Source organism: Acinetobacter sp. CIP 101966, from assembly GCF_000369725.1.
In the GTDB taxonomy this organism is placed as follows: Bacteria; Pseudomonadota; Gammaproteobacteria; order Pseudomonadales; family Moraxellaceae; genus Acinetobacter; species Acinetobacter lwoffii_Q.
In genome coordinates this window covers 1,274,880-1,291,382 of sequence record NZ_KB850160.1, presented here as the reverse complement: position 1 = coordinate 1,291,382, position 16,503 = coordinate 1,274,880, and the positions used below count along the sequence as shown (strand labels likewise).

The window sequence follows — 16,503 nt, the reverse complement described above, 5'->3', positions numbered from 1 at the left end:
ATGAGTTTTAATCAATTTTTCAAACATAAGCAGTATATTGAAAAAAACTCAGGATTGAAGCGCTAATCGCAGTCAATCATAAACTGCATAGTTCTGTTAGCAAGAAGGGAGACTTTCTACCCGGATATGTCCCATTTTACTCAGTACAATACGCTGCTGGCTGGAAAGTTGAGCAGAACAATAATAGAAACTACCATTCGAACCAATCGGAAGGGCGGTATGTGCCTGATAAGTGACACTTGGTGAACTTAATGCGCCTCGCCAACTCAGGTTGCCATATTTAAGATTTAGAGCATCAATGTGTAAAATTTGTTCGCCCGCATCGACTTGCCGATTTTTATTTTTATCAATAAAGACCAGCATATTCTTATTCCATTGGTTAGATTGACAAGTCAGGGAATCCTGGCTTGGACAGATGACAATATTCTGATGAAACACTGCTGCCTGGCTGCGTGCATAGCGGTTAATCGCAGATAATTTGATTGGGATATTTTTGGCTTCCTGTTTGGAACGATACTCATGAAAGTAAGGTAAAGCAATACTGGCTAAAATTGCAATCACTGCAATACAGATAATTAACTCAACAATAGTGAACGCTCTTGTTATTTTTTTCTCTGTACACGACAAATTTCACAGAACCCTTATCCTATCAGGGTTCTGCCTTCTTAAAATTGCCAAAATTTCCTTAAACTCTTCTTTTTTCCCAAAACCAATTAAACGCTGAATCGCCATTTGAACATAGTCTAAACCATAGCGAAATAAACTCATTGAGAGTCGTCCATGCTTCTTTATTTTTATCGCTTTTTTTTGATCATGTTGCCATTCACCCGTTAAGTAACACCAACAGAAGCTTATAGCTAACACCGCAATCAATTTTTTCACTCGTCTAGGGTCTGTCAAGCGCGTATTTTCAAGATTAAACCCGCGTCCTTTGAGACAACTGAATAAGGTTTCAATTTCCCAGCGTAATGCATAATCCTGAATAGCATTGGCATTAAACTGAGGAGAAACGACGAGTAAAAGCTCTCCATTTTCTAACTGTAGTGCACTTATATATAGTTTCACCCGACCAACCAAAATCCGTCGTTTACGACATTCAATTTGACCAACTTTAAGATGGCGAAATAAATCACTAATTTTATGATTCTTTCCTAAATGATTGGTGACAATGAAGTTTTTTTAACACGAATGCAGAAGTTGATGTCTTGTTCAATTAACCATGTAAACCACTGCTCACCGATAAACTCTCTGTCTGCGAACACATTCACAATACGGTCTTTACCAAAAATGGCTATAAAGCGTTGAATCAAAGCAATACGCTCTTTCGTATCTGAATTTCCACGTTTATTAAGCAATGTCCAAAGGATAGGTATCGCTATTCCACGATAAACGATTGCGAGCATCAGGATATTAATATTTCGTTTTCCCCATTTCCAATTGGTTCTATCTAAAGTCAGTTGCACTTGGTCGAATGAAAACATATTGAAAATCAACTGAGAAATTTGACGATAATCAAAATACTGACCTGCAAAGAAGCGCTGCATACGTCGATAAAATGATTGTGGTAAGCACTTGATGGGCAAGGCTTTAGATGCAGAAGAAAGATTACATGTTTGCTTTAAAATAATCACAAGCATGATGAGCGCAAAGCACTTTAAATGTGACTTGTTCCATTTTAGATATTTGTTTAAGATAAGATATAACTCATTGAGATGTGTCATAGTATTCGTCGTTAGAAAACAATTATTATGACATTATTTCAATGAGTTATCTATTTTTGTCGTGTACAGAGTATTTTTTTATACATAGAGTTACCTGATTTATATATTATTTTTATAAGAAACATGTTATTAATTATGCGTTTTTTATGCTTTGTTGAGCGTGTAATTTGGTTGTTACTCAAATTTCAAGAAAGCGATTAAAAAATAATTGGCAATCACAATAGGTCATTCAGAATAAAAAATTGAGTAAAAAATTACTGAATTACAACGGAAATTGTAAGTAATTTTGTCAATAATTTACTTGATTAAATTAATCAAGCACTTGGAAAAATAATAAAGTGTTTGTATGATGCCATGTGAATAGCTTAAGAATAAAACTGGGGTAATAAAAAGCCTATCTCAGGATGGCCTATTACGGGCTTGAGCTTGAACAACAATTGTTATCTCTGGAGGATAAATCCATGAAAATGAGTCGTATTGCTTTAGCTATGCTTGTAGCTGCACCTTTTGCTGCTGCAAATGCAGGCGTAACTGTTACTCCGTTGATGTTAGGTTATACATTCCAAGACACTCAGCACAACAATGGCGGTAATGATGGTGAGCTTACAAGCAGCCCTGAATTACAAGATGATTTATTTGTAGGTGCAGCTATTGGTGTAGAACTTACTCCTTGGTTAGGTTTTGAAGCTGAATACAGCCAAGTTAAAGGTGATGTTGACGGTGCTGAGCCTGGTGCAGAATATAAAGGCCAAAACATCGCAGGTAACTTCTACGCAACTTCTGATGTATTTACTGGCAACTATGACAGCAAAGTGAAGCCATACATGCTTCTAGGTGCTGGTCACTACAAATACGAATTTGAAGGTGTAGATCGCGGTACTCGTGGTAATGAAGAAGAAGGTACTTTAGGTAATGCGGGTATCGGTGCATTCTGGCACATCAATGATGCATTGGCACTACGTACTGAAGCTCGTGGTACTTACCACTTTGACGAAAAATTCTGGAACTATACAGCACTTGCTGGTCTTAACGTAGTTCTAGGTGGCCGTCTGAAGCCAGCTGCTCCAGTAGTAGAAGTTGCTCCAGTTGAGCCTGTAACTCCGGTTGCTCCAGCTCCACAAGAGTTGACTGAAGACCTGAACATGGAACTTCGTGTGTTCTTTGATACCAACAAATCAAACATCAAAGATCAATACAAACCTGAAATCGCGAAAGTTGCTGAGAAGCTAGTTGAATATCCAAACGCTACTGCTCGCATCGAAGGTCACACTGATAACACTGGTCCACGTGCACTGAACGAACGTTTGTCTCTGGCTCGTGCTAACTCTGTTAAATCTTCACTTGTGAATGAATACAACGTAGATGCATCTCGTTTGTCTACTCAAGGTTTCGCTTGGGATCAACCGATTGCTGACAACAACACTAAAGAAGGTCGTGCTATGAACCGTCGTGTATTCGCGACGATCACTGGTAGCCGTACTGTACTAGTTGAAGGTCAACAACAAGCTCAATAATTAATTATTGAATTGTTAAAAAAAGTGGCTCCTATGAGCCGCTTTTTTTATATCTGAATTTTGACTACACTACCTAGGCACTGAAAATGTAGTTGAGTAAAAGCGTGAGTATAGAAATTCCGGAAGATTTACAAAATCTGGAAGCCAATAGCGGAATTTTCTCGATCTGGATGATTTTCCATCATTATGGAATTGACCTGCATATTCCGGACTTGGTTCAGCTCTGTCGTCACAATCCGGAAATGGGAACTTCAACTATTGCCCTTGCAGTGGCTTTGCAGACGCTGGGACTGGATGTTGCTTTTTTTAGCGAATATGATGCAGATAAACAGCCAGTCGAGCTTGATTTTTATCAACAAGCACAGACACTTAAAATACCTGTTGAAGAGCGTGTGATCTCTTATACAGAAGTCCAGCAGCAGGTGGAAGCAGGCCGTTTCGTGATTGTTTTCTACGATACCTTAGAAGGGGTCGGTAATCATTCATTGATCTATGCAATAGATGAACATGAGATCAGTTTCTTTGACAGTTTTGATGCGATGCCGGCAGATGTATTCGAGCAGCAGCGTCAGGCAGAGGGGATCTGTCAGCAAGTGATTGTGATCGATGATCGCAATTTTGTGATGCGTCATAGTTAATTCAAGAAATAAAAAATCAGCCCGTAGGCTGATTTTTTAATTTATGATGGTTTATTCCTGATCAAGTTTCATGGGTTGTACATCCATCTCTTGATAAGACACCAGTTTGGATTTTTTCTTCCATTTGTATCCGAACCAGATTGCTAGGAACAATGGAATACTGATATAGGTCGAGAGAACCCCCATCCATTGACCTGCCAGAACATCCTGATAGTTTTGACCAAGGACGACAATCGCACAGAGAATAAAAGCAAACCAAGGAGCAAAGGGGAAGAACTTGGCGCGATAAGCCAGATCTTCCAGTTTGTAGCCTTGAGCCAAGTAACCTTTGCGGAAGCGATAGTGTGAAATCGCAATCCCGAGCCAGACAATAAAGCCGCACATGCCCGACATATTGAGTAGCCAGTTAAAGACTTCCTGTTCACCGAAGAAGGTGGTCAGGAAACACAGTGCTGCGATTGCAGTGGTGGCATACAGGGCATTCATCGGTACACCACGTGGATCCAGACGGCCAAACAGTTTTGGCGCACTACCTTTACGTGCCATATCAAATAGCATGCGCGTAGAGGAATACATGCCTGAGTTACCCGCAGACAGAATGGCTGTCAAAATCACCGCATTCATAATGCTCGCAGCAAAGGCAAAGCCGGCCTTTTCATAGAGCAGGGTAAAAGGAGAAAGCGCAATATTGTCGGTCGCAGCCGCCTGTAATAAGCGTGGGTCATTGTAGGCAATCAATGTGCCGATAATGAAAATACACACGATATAAAACAACAGGATACGCCAGAAAATCTGCTTGATTGCCACCGGAATGGTTTTCTTTGGATCTTTTGATTCGCCCGCAGCCACCCCGACCATTTCGGTTCCCTGAAAGGAGAATCCGGCAATCATCGCCACGCCAATTAAGGCTTGGAAACCACCGACAAAAGGTGCGTCACCAATACTCCAGTTGGCAAATGCTTCTGCGCCTGGGGTCAGCATAATCTTCACGATCATCCAGATACCGATAATGATAAAGGCAATAATCGCGACAACTTTCACCAGAGAGAAGAAGAATTCAGATTCACCAAAGCCTTTAACTGTCAGGGCATTAATCCCAAAAATAATAGCCAGGAAAATTGCACTCCAATAAACACCAGGAATATCGGGAAACCAGAATTTCATGATGAACTGAACGGCAACCAGCTCAAAAGCTACGGTAATGGCCCAGTTGTACCAGTAGTTCCAGCCCAAGGCGAAACCAAAACCGCCCTCGACATATTTAGTGCCATAAGTGAAAAATGCACCCGAGGTAGGATTATGCGTGGCGAGTTCGCCCAAACTGGTCATCAAGAAATAAATCATGACACCAATCAGCGCATAAGCAAGTAGTGCTCCGCCTGGCCCGGCATTGGCAATGGTCGCACCCGAGGCCAGGAATAGACCTGTACCGATGGATCCGCCAATGGCGATCATATTCAGATGACGAGCACCCAGCTTACGCTGCAGCTGCATCGTATTTTGCGTTTCGCTCATCATGATTCCTTAACATTTTTTTGTGTGCTAGCGAACAGCACTTTAAAGCCTTGTTGATCCGCTTTCACTGTGCAGCGACCAAAGTTTTGTTCAATCAGGGTCGGGTAGTTTAAGAAACGGTTGGCCACGATCCAAAGCTCGCCACCTGATTTTAAATGACGACGCGAAGTTTTACACAAGGTTTCGCTGGCCGTGTAATCGGTCTCGATTCCCATATGAAAAGGCGGATTACTGACAATGGCATGCAAGAACAAGGGTGCATCAGCAATGCCAGTGACCGCTTTAATTTCGATCTGTTCAGGGCTAAGCTGGTTTTCATCAAAGGTCATTTGGGTGGAGGCCAGCGCAAAGGCATCCACATCCATGGCAAAAATCCGGTTTTTCGGATTCAACTTTGCCAGATACGCACTAATCACACCTGCGCCACAACCAAAGTCAGCGATTTTACCCGAGGTAACTTGTGACAAATAAGGTAATAAGGTGGCAGTCCCGATATCTAAACGGTTTTGACTAAACACGCCCGGCAGGGCACAAATATTCAGGTCACCATTCGGGGTCGAGACGCTATAACGCTGTGCCCAGTCTGCAAGTGATTTTTTCTCGACCGTGTGGTCTAGAACCAGTTGCCAAAGCTGGCAATGACGTGCGCTATCCAGTTTGAGGGGTTTACCATAAGGCTGCAACTGTTTGGCTGCACGTTCTATCCCGCCTTTCTTTTCACCGACCAGGAAAATACTGCTGCCCGGTTTAAGTTGTGCTGCCACATTATGCAGTAAATAATTGAGCAGTTCTTTAGACTTGGGTACAAAAATAACCGCCTGATCAAACTCAGCTTCAGGCATCTCTGCGCCAAAGTGGACATCTGCTTGTTGCGACTGGAAATAGTGAAAATCATTAAAATTCCATGTCCAGACAGCGGGATTGATAGAGGCATCGAATTCAGCGAGTAGATCATCTGTCGGTGCATTAATGAGTAAGATGCGACCCGACAAAAAATCATATTGTCTTAATAAAACTTCGCTTTTAGGATCCATAGGTATCTCTCCAATATAAAGAACACTGCCTAAGTCTGACCTAGACAGTGTTCTTTGGACATGAAATTACTTCTTTGTTTCAGGAAGTACTACATTCAGAATAAGGGCAGCGATACCACCAGTAGCAACGCCTGAGCTAAAGATATTACGGAATAACTCAGGAAGATGCTCAAGAATTTGTGGAACTTGTGCAACACCTAAACCCAGCGCCAGTGAAATCGCAATAATCAGCAGGGCACGACGGTCCAGATGGACACCAGACAGAATGTTAATACCAGATGCTGCGACTGCACCAAACATCACCATCACTGCACCACCCAGTACCGCTTGCGGAACGGCCTGAATAATACCAGCAACTGCAGGCAGCAAACCAAGAATAACCAGCAAAGCAGCAATCCAGATACCGACATAACGACTTGCTACGCCCGTTAACTGGATTACGCCATTATTTTGTGCAAATACGGAACTCGGGAAGGTGTTAAAAATACCGGCAAGGAATGAATTCGCGCCATTTACCAGTACACCGCCTTTAATGCGCTGCATCCATTTTGGACCATCAACTGGCTGGTTGGAAAGCTTTGAAGTCGCAGTGATATCACCAATCGCTTCTAAAGAGGTCACCAGATAGATGAATGCCATCGGAATAAACAGGCTCCAGGAGAAGCTTAAACCGAAATGCATTGGGGTTGGAATCTGTACCAACGGTGCATCTTTTAGACCAGAGAAATCCAGATGCCCCATAAAGCCCGCCAGAACATAACCACAGATTAGGGCGATCAAAATGGCAGAACTTTTTACCCAGGTAATCCGGATACGGTTCAGAATAATAATCAACGCCAAGACGGTACAAGACATGATCAGGTTGTCAGCATTGGCAAAAGTTTTATCGCTCATGGCCTGATAACCACCGCCCATACTGATTAAACCTTCTTTAATTAAGGTCAAACCAATCAGCAGCACGACAATCCCGGTCACCAGCGGTGTAATCAGTTTTTTGATCCAAGGCAGAATTTGTGACACGCCCATTTCAATAAATGCACCTGCAATCACCACACCAAAAATAGAAGCCATGACTGCTTCTACAGGTGTGCCTGCAGCCACCATGGCTGAACCAATACCAATAATTGGACCGATGAAGTTAAAGCTGGTTCCTTGGACAATCAGCAGACCGGCACCAAATGGCCCCACTTTTTTAGACTGTAAAAAAGTCGCGATACCCGAGATCACCAAGGACATGGACAAAATCATGTTGGTGTCTTCTTTGGAAACACCGAGCGCCAAACAAATCAGCAGGCCAGGGGTCACAATCGGGACAATAATCGCCAGTAAGTGCTGGAATGCAGCTAAAAAAGCAATTAATGGTTTTGGTCGATCTTCCAGACCATATACCAGGTCAAGTTGATCTTTAGAAGGAGGAGATTGATTAAAATCAGACATGTGTCAATGCAAATTAAGGCTGGGTGGCGCTATTCTAATCGAGTTACACGTCTTTACAAAATCAAAAAAGCCCCAACTGGGCAAAAAAAGTTGAGGAGTGTGGTTACAGTGACTATAAAAGTTTTGTATTTTTCTGTATAATTTGCCCTCAAATTACATACGCATTGAATTTACATGTCAGATATTAAAACTCTCCGTAACATCGCCATTATTGCGCACGTCGATCATGGTAAAACCACTCTTGTAGACAAACTTTTGCAACAATCAGGTGCTCTCGGTGATCGCGCGGGTGAGATCGAGCGTGTCATGGATTCTGGCGCTATTGAAAGCGAACGTGGTATTACCATTCTTGCAAAAAACACTGCAATCAAATGGTTAGATGAACGTACCAATACTGAATACCGCATTAACATCGTGGACACCCCGGGACACGCCGACTTCGGTGGTGAAGTTGAACGTGTAATGTCGATGGTTGACTGCGTACTTCTTCTTGTAGACTCACAAGAAGGCCCGATGCCACAAACTCGTTTCGTAACGCAAAAAGCGTTCGCACGTGGTTTAAAACCAATCGTGATTATTAACAAAGTCGACAAGCCAAGCGCGCGTCCAGACTGGGTAATTGACCAAGTATTTGATTTGTTCGATAACTTGGGTGCTTCTGACGAACAGTTAGACTTCCCAGTTGTTTATGCTTCAGGCCTTCGTGGTGTTGCTGGTCCTTCTCCAGAAGAACTTGCTGAAGACATGACTCCGTTGTTCCAAACGATCGTAGACATCGTTGAACCACCAGCAGTTGATGTTGATGGTCCATTCCAAATGCAGGTATCTTCACTTGACTATAACAGCTTCGTAGGCGTTATCGGTATTGGTCGTATCCAGCGCGGTTCAGTGAAATTAAACACACAAGTAACTGTAATCGATAAAGATGGCAAAACACGTAACGGCCGTATCTTAAAAATCATGGGTTATCATGGTCTAGATCGCGTTGACGTTGAAGAAGCTTCTGCAGGCGATATCGTTTGTGTAACGGGTATCGATGCACTCAACATTTCTGACACCATCTGTGATCCGAAAAATGTTGAAGCTTTACCTCCATTGTCTGTAGATGAACCTACAGTATCGATGACATTCCAGGTAAACAACTCACCGTTTGCTGGTAAAGAAGGTAAGTTCGTAACTTCACGTAATATCCGTGAACGTCTAGACCGCGAATTGATTCACAACGTAGCATTACGTGTTGAAGATACTGATAGTCCAGACCGTTTCAAAGTATCTGGTCGTGGTGAACTTCACCTTTCAGTTCTTATTGAAAACATGCGTCGTGAAGGTTTCGAAATGGGCGTATCTCGTCCACAAGTAATCATTAAAGAAATTGATGGTGAAAAACAAGAGCCATACGAAAACGTTACTTTTGACGTTGAAGAACAGCACCAAGGCGCTGTAATGGAACAAATGGGTCATCGTAAAGGCGAAATGACCAATATGGAAGTTGACGGTAAAGGCCGTATCCGTATTGAGGCAACTGTTCCTTCACGCGGTCTGATTGGTTTCCGTTCTGAATTCCTGACCATGACTTCTGGTACAGGGATCATGACGTCTAGCTTCTCGCACTACGGTCCAATGAAGCAAGGTACTGTTGCGAAACGTCAAAACGGTGTACTGATTTCTATGGTTCAAGGTACTTGCCTGGGCTATGCACTGTTCACACTTCAAGACCGTGGTCGTCTATTCGCGAAACCACAGTTAGAAGTTTATGAAGGTATGATCATCGGTATTAACTCTCGTTCAGACGACATGACAGTTAACCCGACTAAAGCAAAACAGTTAACCAACGTACGTGCTTCTGGTACTGATGATGCGTTAACGCTGGTTCCTGCGATTGAATATACACTTGAGCAAGCGCTTGAGTTTATTGAAGATGATGAACTAGTAGAAGTAACACCTAAGTCAATCCGTATCCGTAAGCGTTTCTTGACTGAAAACGAACGTAAACGTAACCGTTCAGGTAAATAATCGCTAGATTATTTCGGGTTTTCAAAAACCGTAATCTTTTCGAAGATTACGGTTTTTTTTATATTTAAGCGATGCTCACATTGCAATTTACTAAAACGCATTAAATTAAGTCAAAATTAAAAGTATTTACTCAGGTATAATTTGACCCAAAACTTGAAAATAAAATATGGGAGCAGTTATGAGTATTATTCAAGAATTTAAAGAGTTTGCGATCAAAGGCAATATGATGGATCTGGCGATTGGTGTCATCATCGGTGGCGCTTTTAGCAAGATCATCGATTCATTGGTGAAAGACATCATTATGCCTTTAATTACCGTGATTACCGGTGGTGGCGTCGATTTTACGCAAAAATTCTTTATCTTAGGAAGAAACCCAGACAATTTACAATCTTTAGATGCCTTGACTAAGGCGGGTGTGAATGTACTGACTTACGGTAACTTTTTAACGATTTTAATTAATTTCTTAATCTTAGCCTGGGTCGTATTTTTATTGGTTAAATTCATGAATCGTTTACGTAAACAAGAAGGCCCAGTCGAGGAAACTCCGACTACCCCAGCCGATATTGAATTACTGCGTGAAATTCGTGATGAATTGAAAAAGCGTCCACCTCAAGTCTAATTTTTCTAATCCCCCTAAATCCCCCTTTTATAAAGGGGGAACTCCTCCCTTTGACAAAGGGAGGTAAGGAGGGATTTATAAATATTAAAAATCCATCCGAAACTTGATTTCGACCAAATGAAAACCAAACTGGCTTTTGACCGGACCATGTAATACACGTTCAGCGGCAGTAAATACCAATTTATCAATCACTGGAACCAGCTGGCCTTTCTTCACTTCACCTAGCTCACCGCCACGTTTGGCAGAATTACAGGTTGAATATTGTTTGGCGATTTTATTGAAGTCGGCGCCACTTAAAATCTTCTTTTTAAGCTGTTCAGCAGTTTCTTTATCTTTAACCAGAATATGACGCACAATGGCTGTTTTCATGACTTTTTCCCTCGTACAGTTGCCACTTTTTTGACAGGGAGCTGGATCTTTTTCAAAGGTTGGCATTCAGGACAAAAAACAGAAGCCCGTTGTCCCAATTTGATATTTTCAAGCGTGGTCTCGCAGTTCACGCACATCTCACCGGCACGGCCATAAGCCAACAGGGTTTGCTGAAAATAGCCATTTTCGCCCATGGCATTGGTGTAGTCTCTTAAGGTTGAACCACCCAGATCAATTGCCTGTTTCAAGATACGCTTGATTTCCAGCACTAGCTTTTCAATCTGCACCAAGCTTAACGTCGAGGCCGGTTGTGCCGGATGAATCCCCAGATTAAACAGACTTTCAGTCGCATAAATATTGCCTACGCCCACCACTATATGGTTATCCATAATTGCAACTTTGGTGCCAACATTTTTATTCTTCAATTTTTCAAATAAATACTTGGCATTAAAGTTCTCGCTTAAAGGTTCTGGCCCCAACGTGTCAATCAATTTGCTTTGTGATTGTGCATCCAGCCAAAGAATGCAGCCAAAACGGCGAGGATCATGATAACGCAGTTCGATATCTTCAAACTGAATGATTAGATGGTCATGTTTGCGTAATTCTTCATTGCTCTCGCATAGACGGAAACTCCCCGACATGCCTAAATGCCAGAGCATGGTGTCGTGTTCAAACTCCGCCAGAATATATTTAGAACGGCGAGTGAGCTTCAGTAATTTTTGCCCCACCAGCTTTTCTATATTCTCCGGAATAGGCCAGCGCAAACTTGACTGACGTACTTCAACACGTTTTACGCGTTGCTCTAATAAAGGCAATAAACTGGTTTTGGTGGTTTCAACTTCTGGTAATTCAGGCATAACACATCAGTGGCGAGGGAGATGCAGCTAATATTGGGTGAATTGGCTGGGATTGCAAGCGTTAATCTGGGTGAAATCGCTGGAAAATGACTGGGTATTTCATATTTATTTAAGCTGTAATTGTTTAAAGAATAAACTGGGTTTCTATGTTTTTATAGCGAATTTTCTTAGAAGTAAATCGAATGGAAATTATCAATACATTATAAGCTGATGAAAAATATATAAATAATTTAAGATTTTTTAAATAAAAATTATATTTTTATGTTTAAGACATAACTAAAAGTTTAATGAGTAATAAAAAAAATGCTGGGAATTTGTATGAAAAGTTATGTAAATTCATGCACCTAATAGCAATTTAAAAACCTTGCTTGTTTTTCTCTCCGAATGTTTAGGTTTTACATGAAATATTTAGGTCTAGCTCTATTGCCTTTAATGGCTGCCATGACAACCGCTCAGGCGGAATCTGCATTTGATCCACAAGGTCAGTATTTACTGGGGGACTGGAATGGTCAACGTACAGAACTGGCCCAACAGGGAATTAAATTTGAAGCCAATCTGTTAACCGATACCGCCTATCTTGCTGATGGTGGTCGTAATGAGGGCGCAGATCCATTAACTTCTGCCCAATTATGGCTAGGTACTCAACTGGACATGGAAAAGCTGGCAGGATGGAATGGCGTCACCGTACGTGCCGTGATGAGTGCACGTCAGGGTCAAAGTACCTCTGTCCGTGACTTGCAGGATCCTAGTGCACCGCAACTGGCCAATGTACAAGGTACTTTCGGACGTGGTAATCAGGATAGCCGTCTGAGCGAGCTGTCTATTGAAAAGAATTATAAAGAGCAGGGACTCAGTATTAAGGCGGGTCGTCTTGGTCTGGGCATGGACTTTAATGTCATGGCTTGTGATTTTGCCAGTACTGCATTTTGTGCAGCGCAAATGGGAAAATGGCAGGGCAATATCTGGATGAATACGCCTGTAGCACAATGGGGTGCGCGCGTGAAGCAGCAACTCAATCCTGAACTTGCAGTACAAGTCGGTGTGTATGAGTTTAATCCAGATAATGGTAATGGCGCTAAAGAAGGTCAGGGCTGGAGTCTGGATACCGACCATGCCGATGGCGTGACGATTCCGGCAGAAGTAATCTGGACGCCGAAATCATTGGTGAATGGCTTGCCGGGCAGCTACCGTGTCGGCGGGATGTACAATACTGCCGATGATGTTGCCAACCAAAAGGATATTGCCAATCCTACTGATGCCAAAAACCGTACCTTTGCCGGCTGGTTAGCTGTAGAGCAACAGTTAACGTCTACAGGTCAGGGCCGTCAGGGTTTGCATTCATTTGCCAACTTTACCTGGCATGACCGCGATACCAATAAAGTGGATAATTCACAACAAATCGGTGTGAAATATATCGGTCTTGCGGACAGTCAACCGAACGACATTTTAGGTCTGGCGGTCAACCGTGTGCATGTGAATGATCGCTTTGCTGATTCACGGCCAGCTTTCAATGCTGATGCAGAATACAATATTGAACTGAACTATAGCTATAACACAACAAAGTGGCTGATGCTGCGTCCAAACCTGCAATATGTCATTAATCCAGGTTCAAGCAACAATGTGGATGATGCACTGGTACTCGGTTTGACTACACGAATCATCTTCTAAAGTTTGATCGTTCACGTTATAACTAAACAGGCTCTTGGGAGCCTGTTTTTATTTCTAGAGTGAAACTGTGCAATAAAAAGAGGAAATACAGCGTGGCATTACTATTTCAACCTATTCAATTTGGATCACTGCAACTTCAAAATAAAATCGTAATTGCGCCGATGTGTCAGTACTCTGCAACAGAGCAGGGGGAAATTACCTATTGGCACGAGCAGCAATGGGCTAACTATGCCTTATCGGGTGCAGGTTTATGTATCGTCGAAGCGACTGCGGTACAGCCAGAAGGCCGGATCAGTTATGCCGATCTGGGGTTATGGAATGACGAACAGGCAAAGCAGATCAAGACTTTACTAGAAAAAGTCAAATCCATCTCCCCGATGCCTTTTGCCATTCAGCTCGCACATGCCGGACGTAAAGCTTCCACAGATAAACCATGGGCAGGTAAAGGTCAGTTTAAGCCGAATGAAGCACATGGCTGGCAAACTGTTTCTGCCAGTGATATTCCTTTTCAGGCCGATGAACATCCACCTAAGGCATTAAGCCAGTTGGAAATTGAGCAGGTCATTGCTGACTTTGCAGAAAGTGCCAAACGTGCAGTTGAGGCTGGTTTTGACCTGATTGAGCTGCATGCAGCGCATGGTTATTTACTGCATCAGTTCATGTCACCACTTTCCAATAAACGTGATGATCAGTATGGCGGTTCACTGGAGAACCGGATGCGCCTGACTCTGGAAGTATTACAAGCCATGAAGGCGGCGGTTCCAGACGGTTATCCGATTGGAGTGCGTATTTCGGCCAGCGACTGGATGGATCAGCCAGATAGCTGGACCATTGACTCTTCAATTGAATTGTCCAAAGCACTGGAAGCTGCGGGTGCTGCCTATATTCATATTTCTAGTGCCGGTTTACATGCCAAACAGAACATTGATGTGAAGCCGAATTATCAGGTGCCTTTTGCAGATGCGATCAAGAAAGTCGTGAATATTCCCGTGATTGCCGTCGGTTTGATTACTGAAGCTAAGCAGGCAGAAGATATTTTACAAAAGGGCCAAGCCGACGCTATCGCACTGGCTCGTGCCATTCTTTATGATCCCCATTGGCCTTGGCATGCAGCGGCAGCACTTGAGGAAAAAATCAAGATTTCACCGCAATATCTGCGCTCTGCACCCCATGGTTTGAATCACCTGTTTGAGCCTTTTTAACACTGCTTTAGTCTCAGAAATTCTTATAATGGAATATCACTGGCAAGAGGATACTGCATTATGATTTTTGCGGTCATTGTGCCCATATTTTTATTGTTGGCGCTGGGTTATCTGACTGTAAAGAGTCAAGTGTTAAACAAAGAACAGGTGGGGACGGTCGGTGCCTTTGTGATTAAAGTAGCCTTGCCCTTGCTGTTCTTTCAGTCCCTTGCCTCCAAAGACCTGCATGAAATCTGGTATTTTGAATACTTTGCCGTGTATAGCAGCGTGACCTTACTGCTCTATGGTAGCGGTTTCTGGATCATGCGCCGTCATTTTCAGAATACGCATTCGCAAAGTGCAGTCTTGTCGCTGGGTGCTGCAATGTCAAATACCGGGCTGATTGGTACAGCTGTGCTTAGCTTATTGATCGGACAACAGGCGATGACCTATACCTCTCTGGTGGTCATCATTGAAAGCGTGTTGCTGATTCCGCTGGTGCTGGTCATGGCTGCGCTGGGCACACAACATCAGGCGAACCTTGGCGCCATTTTGAAAAGTGTGCTACTGACCTTGCTAAAGAATCCCTTATTTATGGGAGTGATGCTGGGCATGGCCTGTGCAGTTTTCCAGATTAAAATTCCAGTCTATCTCGATCAGGTCTTTGCCTTGATTGGTCAGACGGCCTCACCATTGGCCTTGTTTGCCATTGGAGGTGGGATCGTGGGAATGAGTCTGAAATATGTCAACCTGCAAAGTTTCTATCTGGTATTTTCCAGCAATATCATGATGCCGTTATTGATGTATCTGGGACTGAGCCAGTTAACTGATTTAAGTCAGGAAATGGTCCATGCTGGTACGCTAATTGCAGCTTTGCCGATGCCGACGATTTTTGGCATGCTGGGACAGGCGTATGGTTTGAATGATCGAACCTTAACGCCATTGTTGATGAGTACTATTGTCGGTTTTATCGTGACCAGTGGCTTAATTGCCTTGTGGTGGGGATAATCTTTTAGCAGATGGATGCTCTGCTACTAAAAAAAGCCCCAAATTGCATGGGGCTTTTTATATTTTAATTTTGTGGAATTAACTTAACTTTTCTTCGCAGGCGCTTTTTTCTGCTCAGCCAGCATTTTGTCTACCGCTGCCAAAGACTCTTTGGCCTGCGGAACATTTTGCTGCGCCAATGCAGCAAAGATTTTCTTAGCTTCTGGCAGATTTTGCGGAACAATACTGCCATTGGCAAACATATTACCTACTGCCATCAGCGCCGGAATATAACCTTTTTTGGCGAGTTCCTGAATGCTGCTTAGGCCTTGCTGAATCGGTTTTTCATCTTTGTTTTTGAAACCGCTGCTGATGTCATATAAGGCTTTGGCATGAATGGCCTGCATATTGCCTTTGCTGATCAGCGGTTGCAGCTTTTGTAGTCCGGCTTTATTTGACGCTGTCGTATTTTCAGAAAATAGCAGTATGGCCAGATCAATGCTGGCATCATCAAATTTGGCTGCTGAAGCGCGTTCCAGATGCTGTTTGGCTTTGGCCAAATCCTGTTTGAGGCCGAGTGTGCCGGCTGCATAGTTTTTACCCAGTACATAATTGGCCACCGGATAGCCTTTGCTGGCTGCCTGCTCGTAAAGCTGAATGGCTTTTTTCTCGTCCTTGGTTGTACCTTGGCCGGTTTGGGTCAAATAGCCTAAGTTATATAAAGCTTGGGCATTTCCCTGACTGGCCAATTGATTCAAAGCGTCATAGGCACCTTTAAAATTATTGGCTTTGACCATGGCCTCAACTTTTTGGAATTGGGGATCGACTTGATCTTTTACGGTATTTGCCAGAGCGAATTGCGCAGAAAGGGCAAGAACTGTAGCGAGTACTAATTTTTTCATGGTTCCTATAACCTTATTATTGCTGGCACCTTATTCCTTGGTGCCGTT

The 16,503-nt window shown here is 43.0% G+C and carries 15 protein-coding genes; 7 read left to right on the top strand and 8 right to left on the bottom strand.

The window, feature by feature from the left end; genetic code table 11:
- Positions 1-96: 96 nt before the first annotated feature.
- Together F891_RS12280 and F891_RS17530 are read right to left on the bottom strand one after the other, a co-directional pair.
- Positions 97-627: a GspH/FimT family pseudopilin gene (locus tag F891_RS12280; RefSeq protein WP_005263635.1), complete on the bottom strand. Its 531-nt coding sequence runs from the start codon at positions 625-627 to the stop codon at positions 97-99.
- 3 nt (positions 628-630) lie between these two features.
- Positions 631-1,721, bottom strand: a protein-coding gene (locus F891_RS17530) for an IS4-like element ISAba1 family transposase (protein WP_085940413.1) whose coding sequence is annotated in 2 segments (ribosomal slippage) — positions 631-1,181 and positions 1,181-1,721 — 1,092 coding nt in all. Because the reading frame shifts where the segments join, the coding sequence is not laid out codon by codon here.
- Positions 1,722-2,182: 461 nt separating this feature from the next.
- Here F891_RS17530 and omp38 point away from each other — a divergent pair.
- Complete coding sequence (gene omp38, locus F891_RS12265) at positions 2,183-3,235, top strand: outer membrane protein Omp38 (RefSeq protein ID WP_005098001.1); 1,053 nt, start codon at positions 2,183-2,185, stop codon at positions 3,233-3,235.
- 104 nt (positions 3,236-3,339) lie between these two features.
- Entirely contained in the window at positions 3,340-3,873 is a 534-nt protein-coding gene (locus F891_RS12260; protein WP_005263633.1) for a hypothetical protein, read from the top strand.
- 51 nt (positions 3,874-3,924) lie between these two features.
- On the opposite strand, the gene F891_RS12255 is transcribed toward F891_RS12260, so the two are convergent.
- The 3 genes from F891_RS12255 to F891_RS12245 form a co-directional block, all read right to left on the bottom strand.
- Entirely contained in the window at positions 3,925-5,388 is a 1,464-nt protein-coding gene (locus tag F891_RS12255) for an amino acid permease (RefSeq protein WP_005097999.1), read from the bottom strand.
- Positions 5,388-6,422 carry a methyltransferase gene (locus F891_RS12250; RefSeq protein ID WP_005263629.1) on the bottom strand — a complete coding sequence of 345 codons (1,035 nt, stop codon included), beginning with the start codon at positions 6,420-6,422 and terminating at the stop codon, positions 5,388-5,390. Before F891_RS12250 ends, F891_RS12255 begins: the two co-directional genes overlap by 1 nt.
- Positions 6,423-6,488: 66 nt before the next feature.
- Positions 6,489-7,859 carry a uracil-xanthine permease family protein gene (locus F891_RS12245; RefSeq protein ID WP_004281715.1) on the bottom strand — a complete coding sequence of 457 codons (1,371 nt, stop codon included), beginning with the start codon at positions 7,857-7,859 and terminating at the stop codon, positions 6,489-6,491.
- A gap of 174 nt (positions 7,860-8,033) precedes the next feature.
- Between F891_RS12245 and typA the strand changes: the two genes are divergently transcribed.
- Both typA and mscL read left to right on the top strand, forming a co-directional pair.
- Positions 8,034-9,872, top strand: coding sequence for a translational GTPase TypA (typA, locus tag F891_RS12240; RefSeq protein ID WP_004281716.1), 1,839 nt, complete (start codon positions 8,034-8,036; stop codon positions 9,870-9,872).
- Positions 9,873-10,050: 178 nt separating this feature from the next.
- A complete protein-coding gene (gene mscL / locus F891_RS12235; protein WP_004281717.1) occupies positions 10,051-10,491 on the top strand; it encodes a large conductance mechanosensitive channel protein MscL in 441 nt (146 codons plus the stop codon).
- A gap of 84 nt (positions 10,492-10,575) precedes the next feature.
- Here mscL and F891_RS12230 read toward each other — a convergent pair whose 3' ends face one another.
- The gene (locus F891_RS12230) at positions 10,576-10,860 is read right to left on the bottom strand and encodes a peptidylprolyl isomerase (protein ID WP_004281718.1); all 285 of its coding nucleotides are present in this window, start codon (positions 10,858-10,860) and stop codon (positions 10,576-10,578) included.
- Positions 10,857-11,717: a bifunctional DNA-formamidopyrimidine glycosylase/DNA-(apurinic or apyrimidinic site) lyase gene (gene mutM / locus F891_RS12225; RefSeq protein WP_004281719.1), complete on the bottom strand. Its 861-nt coding sequence runs from the start codon at positions 11,715-11,717 to the stop codon at positions 10,857-10,859. The genes F891_RS12230 and mutM overlap by 4 nt, the downstream gene beginning before the upstream one ends.
- 399 nt (positions 11,718-12,116) lie before the next feature.
- Here mutM and F891_RS12220 point away from each other — a divergent pair, with 399 nt between their 5' ends.
- The 3 genes from F891_RS12220 to F891_RS12210 all read left to right on the top strand — a co-directional run bounded on the left by F891_RS12220 (position 12,117) and on the right by F891_RS12210 (position 15,574).
- Positions 12,117-13,385 (top strand): carbohydrate porin, encoded by a 1,269-nt coding sequence (locus tag F891_RS12220; protein WP_005252726.1) that lies wholly within the window; start codon positions 12,117-12,119, stop codon positions 13,383-13,385.
- Between the two features lie 92 nt (positions 13,386-13,477).
- Positions 13,478-14,587 carry an NADH:flavin oxidoreductase/NADH oxidase gene (locus F891_RS12215; protein ID WP_004281721.1) on the top strand — a complete coding sequence of 370 codons (1,110 nt, stop codon included), beginning with the start codon at positions 13,478-13,480 and terminating at the stop codon, positions 14,585-14,587.
- A 60-nt stretch (positions 14,588-14,647) separates the two neighbouring features.
- Positions 14,648-15,574 carry an AEC family transporter gene (locus F891_RS12210; protein ID WP_004281722.1) on the top strand — a complete coding sequence of 309 codons (927 nt, stop codon included), beginning with the start codon at positions 14,648-14,650 and terminating at the stop codon, positions 15,572-15,574.
- A gap of 83 nt (positions 15,575-15,657) precedes the next feature.
- Here F891_RS12210 and F891_RS12205 read toward each other — a convergent pair whose 3' ends face one another.
- The gene (locus F891_RS12205) at positions 15,658-16,455 is read right to left on the bottom strand and encodes a tetratricopeptide repeat protein (protein WP_004281723.1); all 798 of its coding nucleotides are present in this window, start codon (positions 16,453-16,455) and stop codon (positions 15,658-15,660) included.
- Between the last annotated feature and the right edge of the window lie 48 nt (positions 16,456-16,503).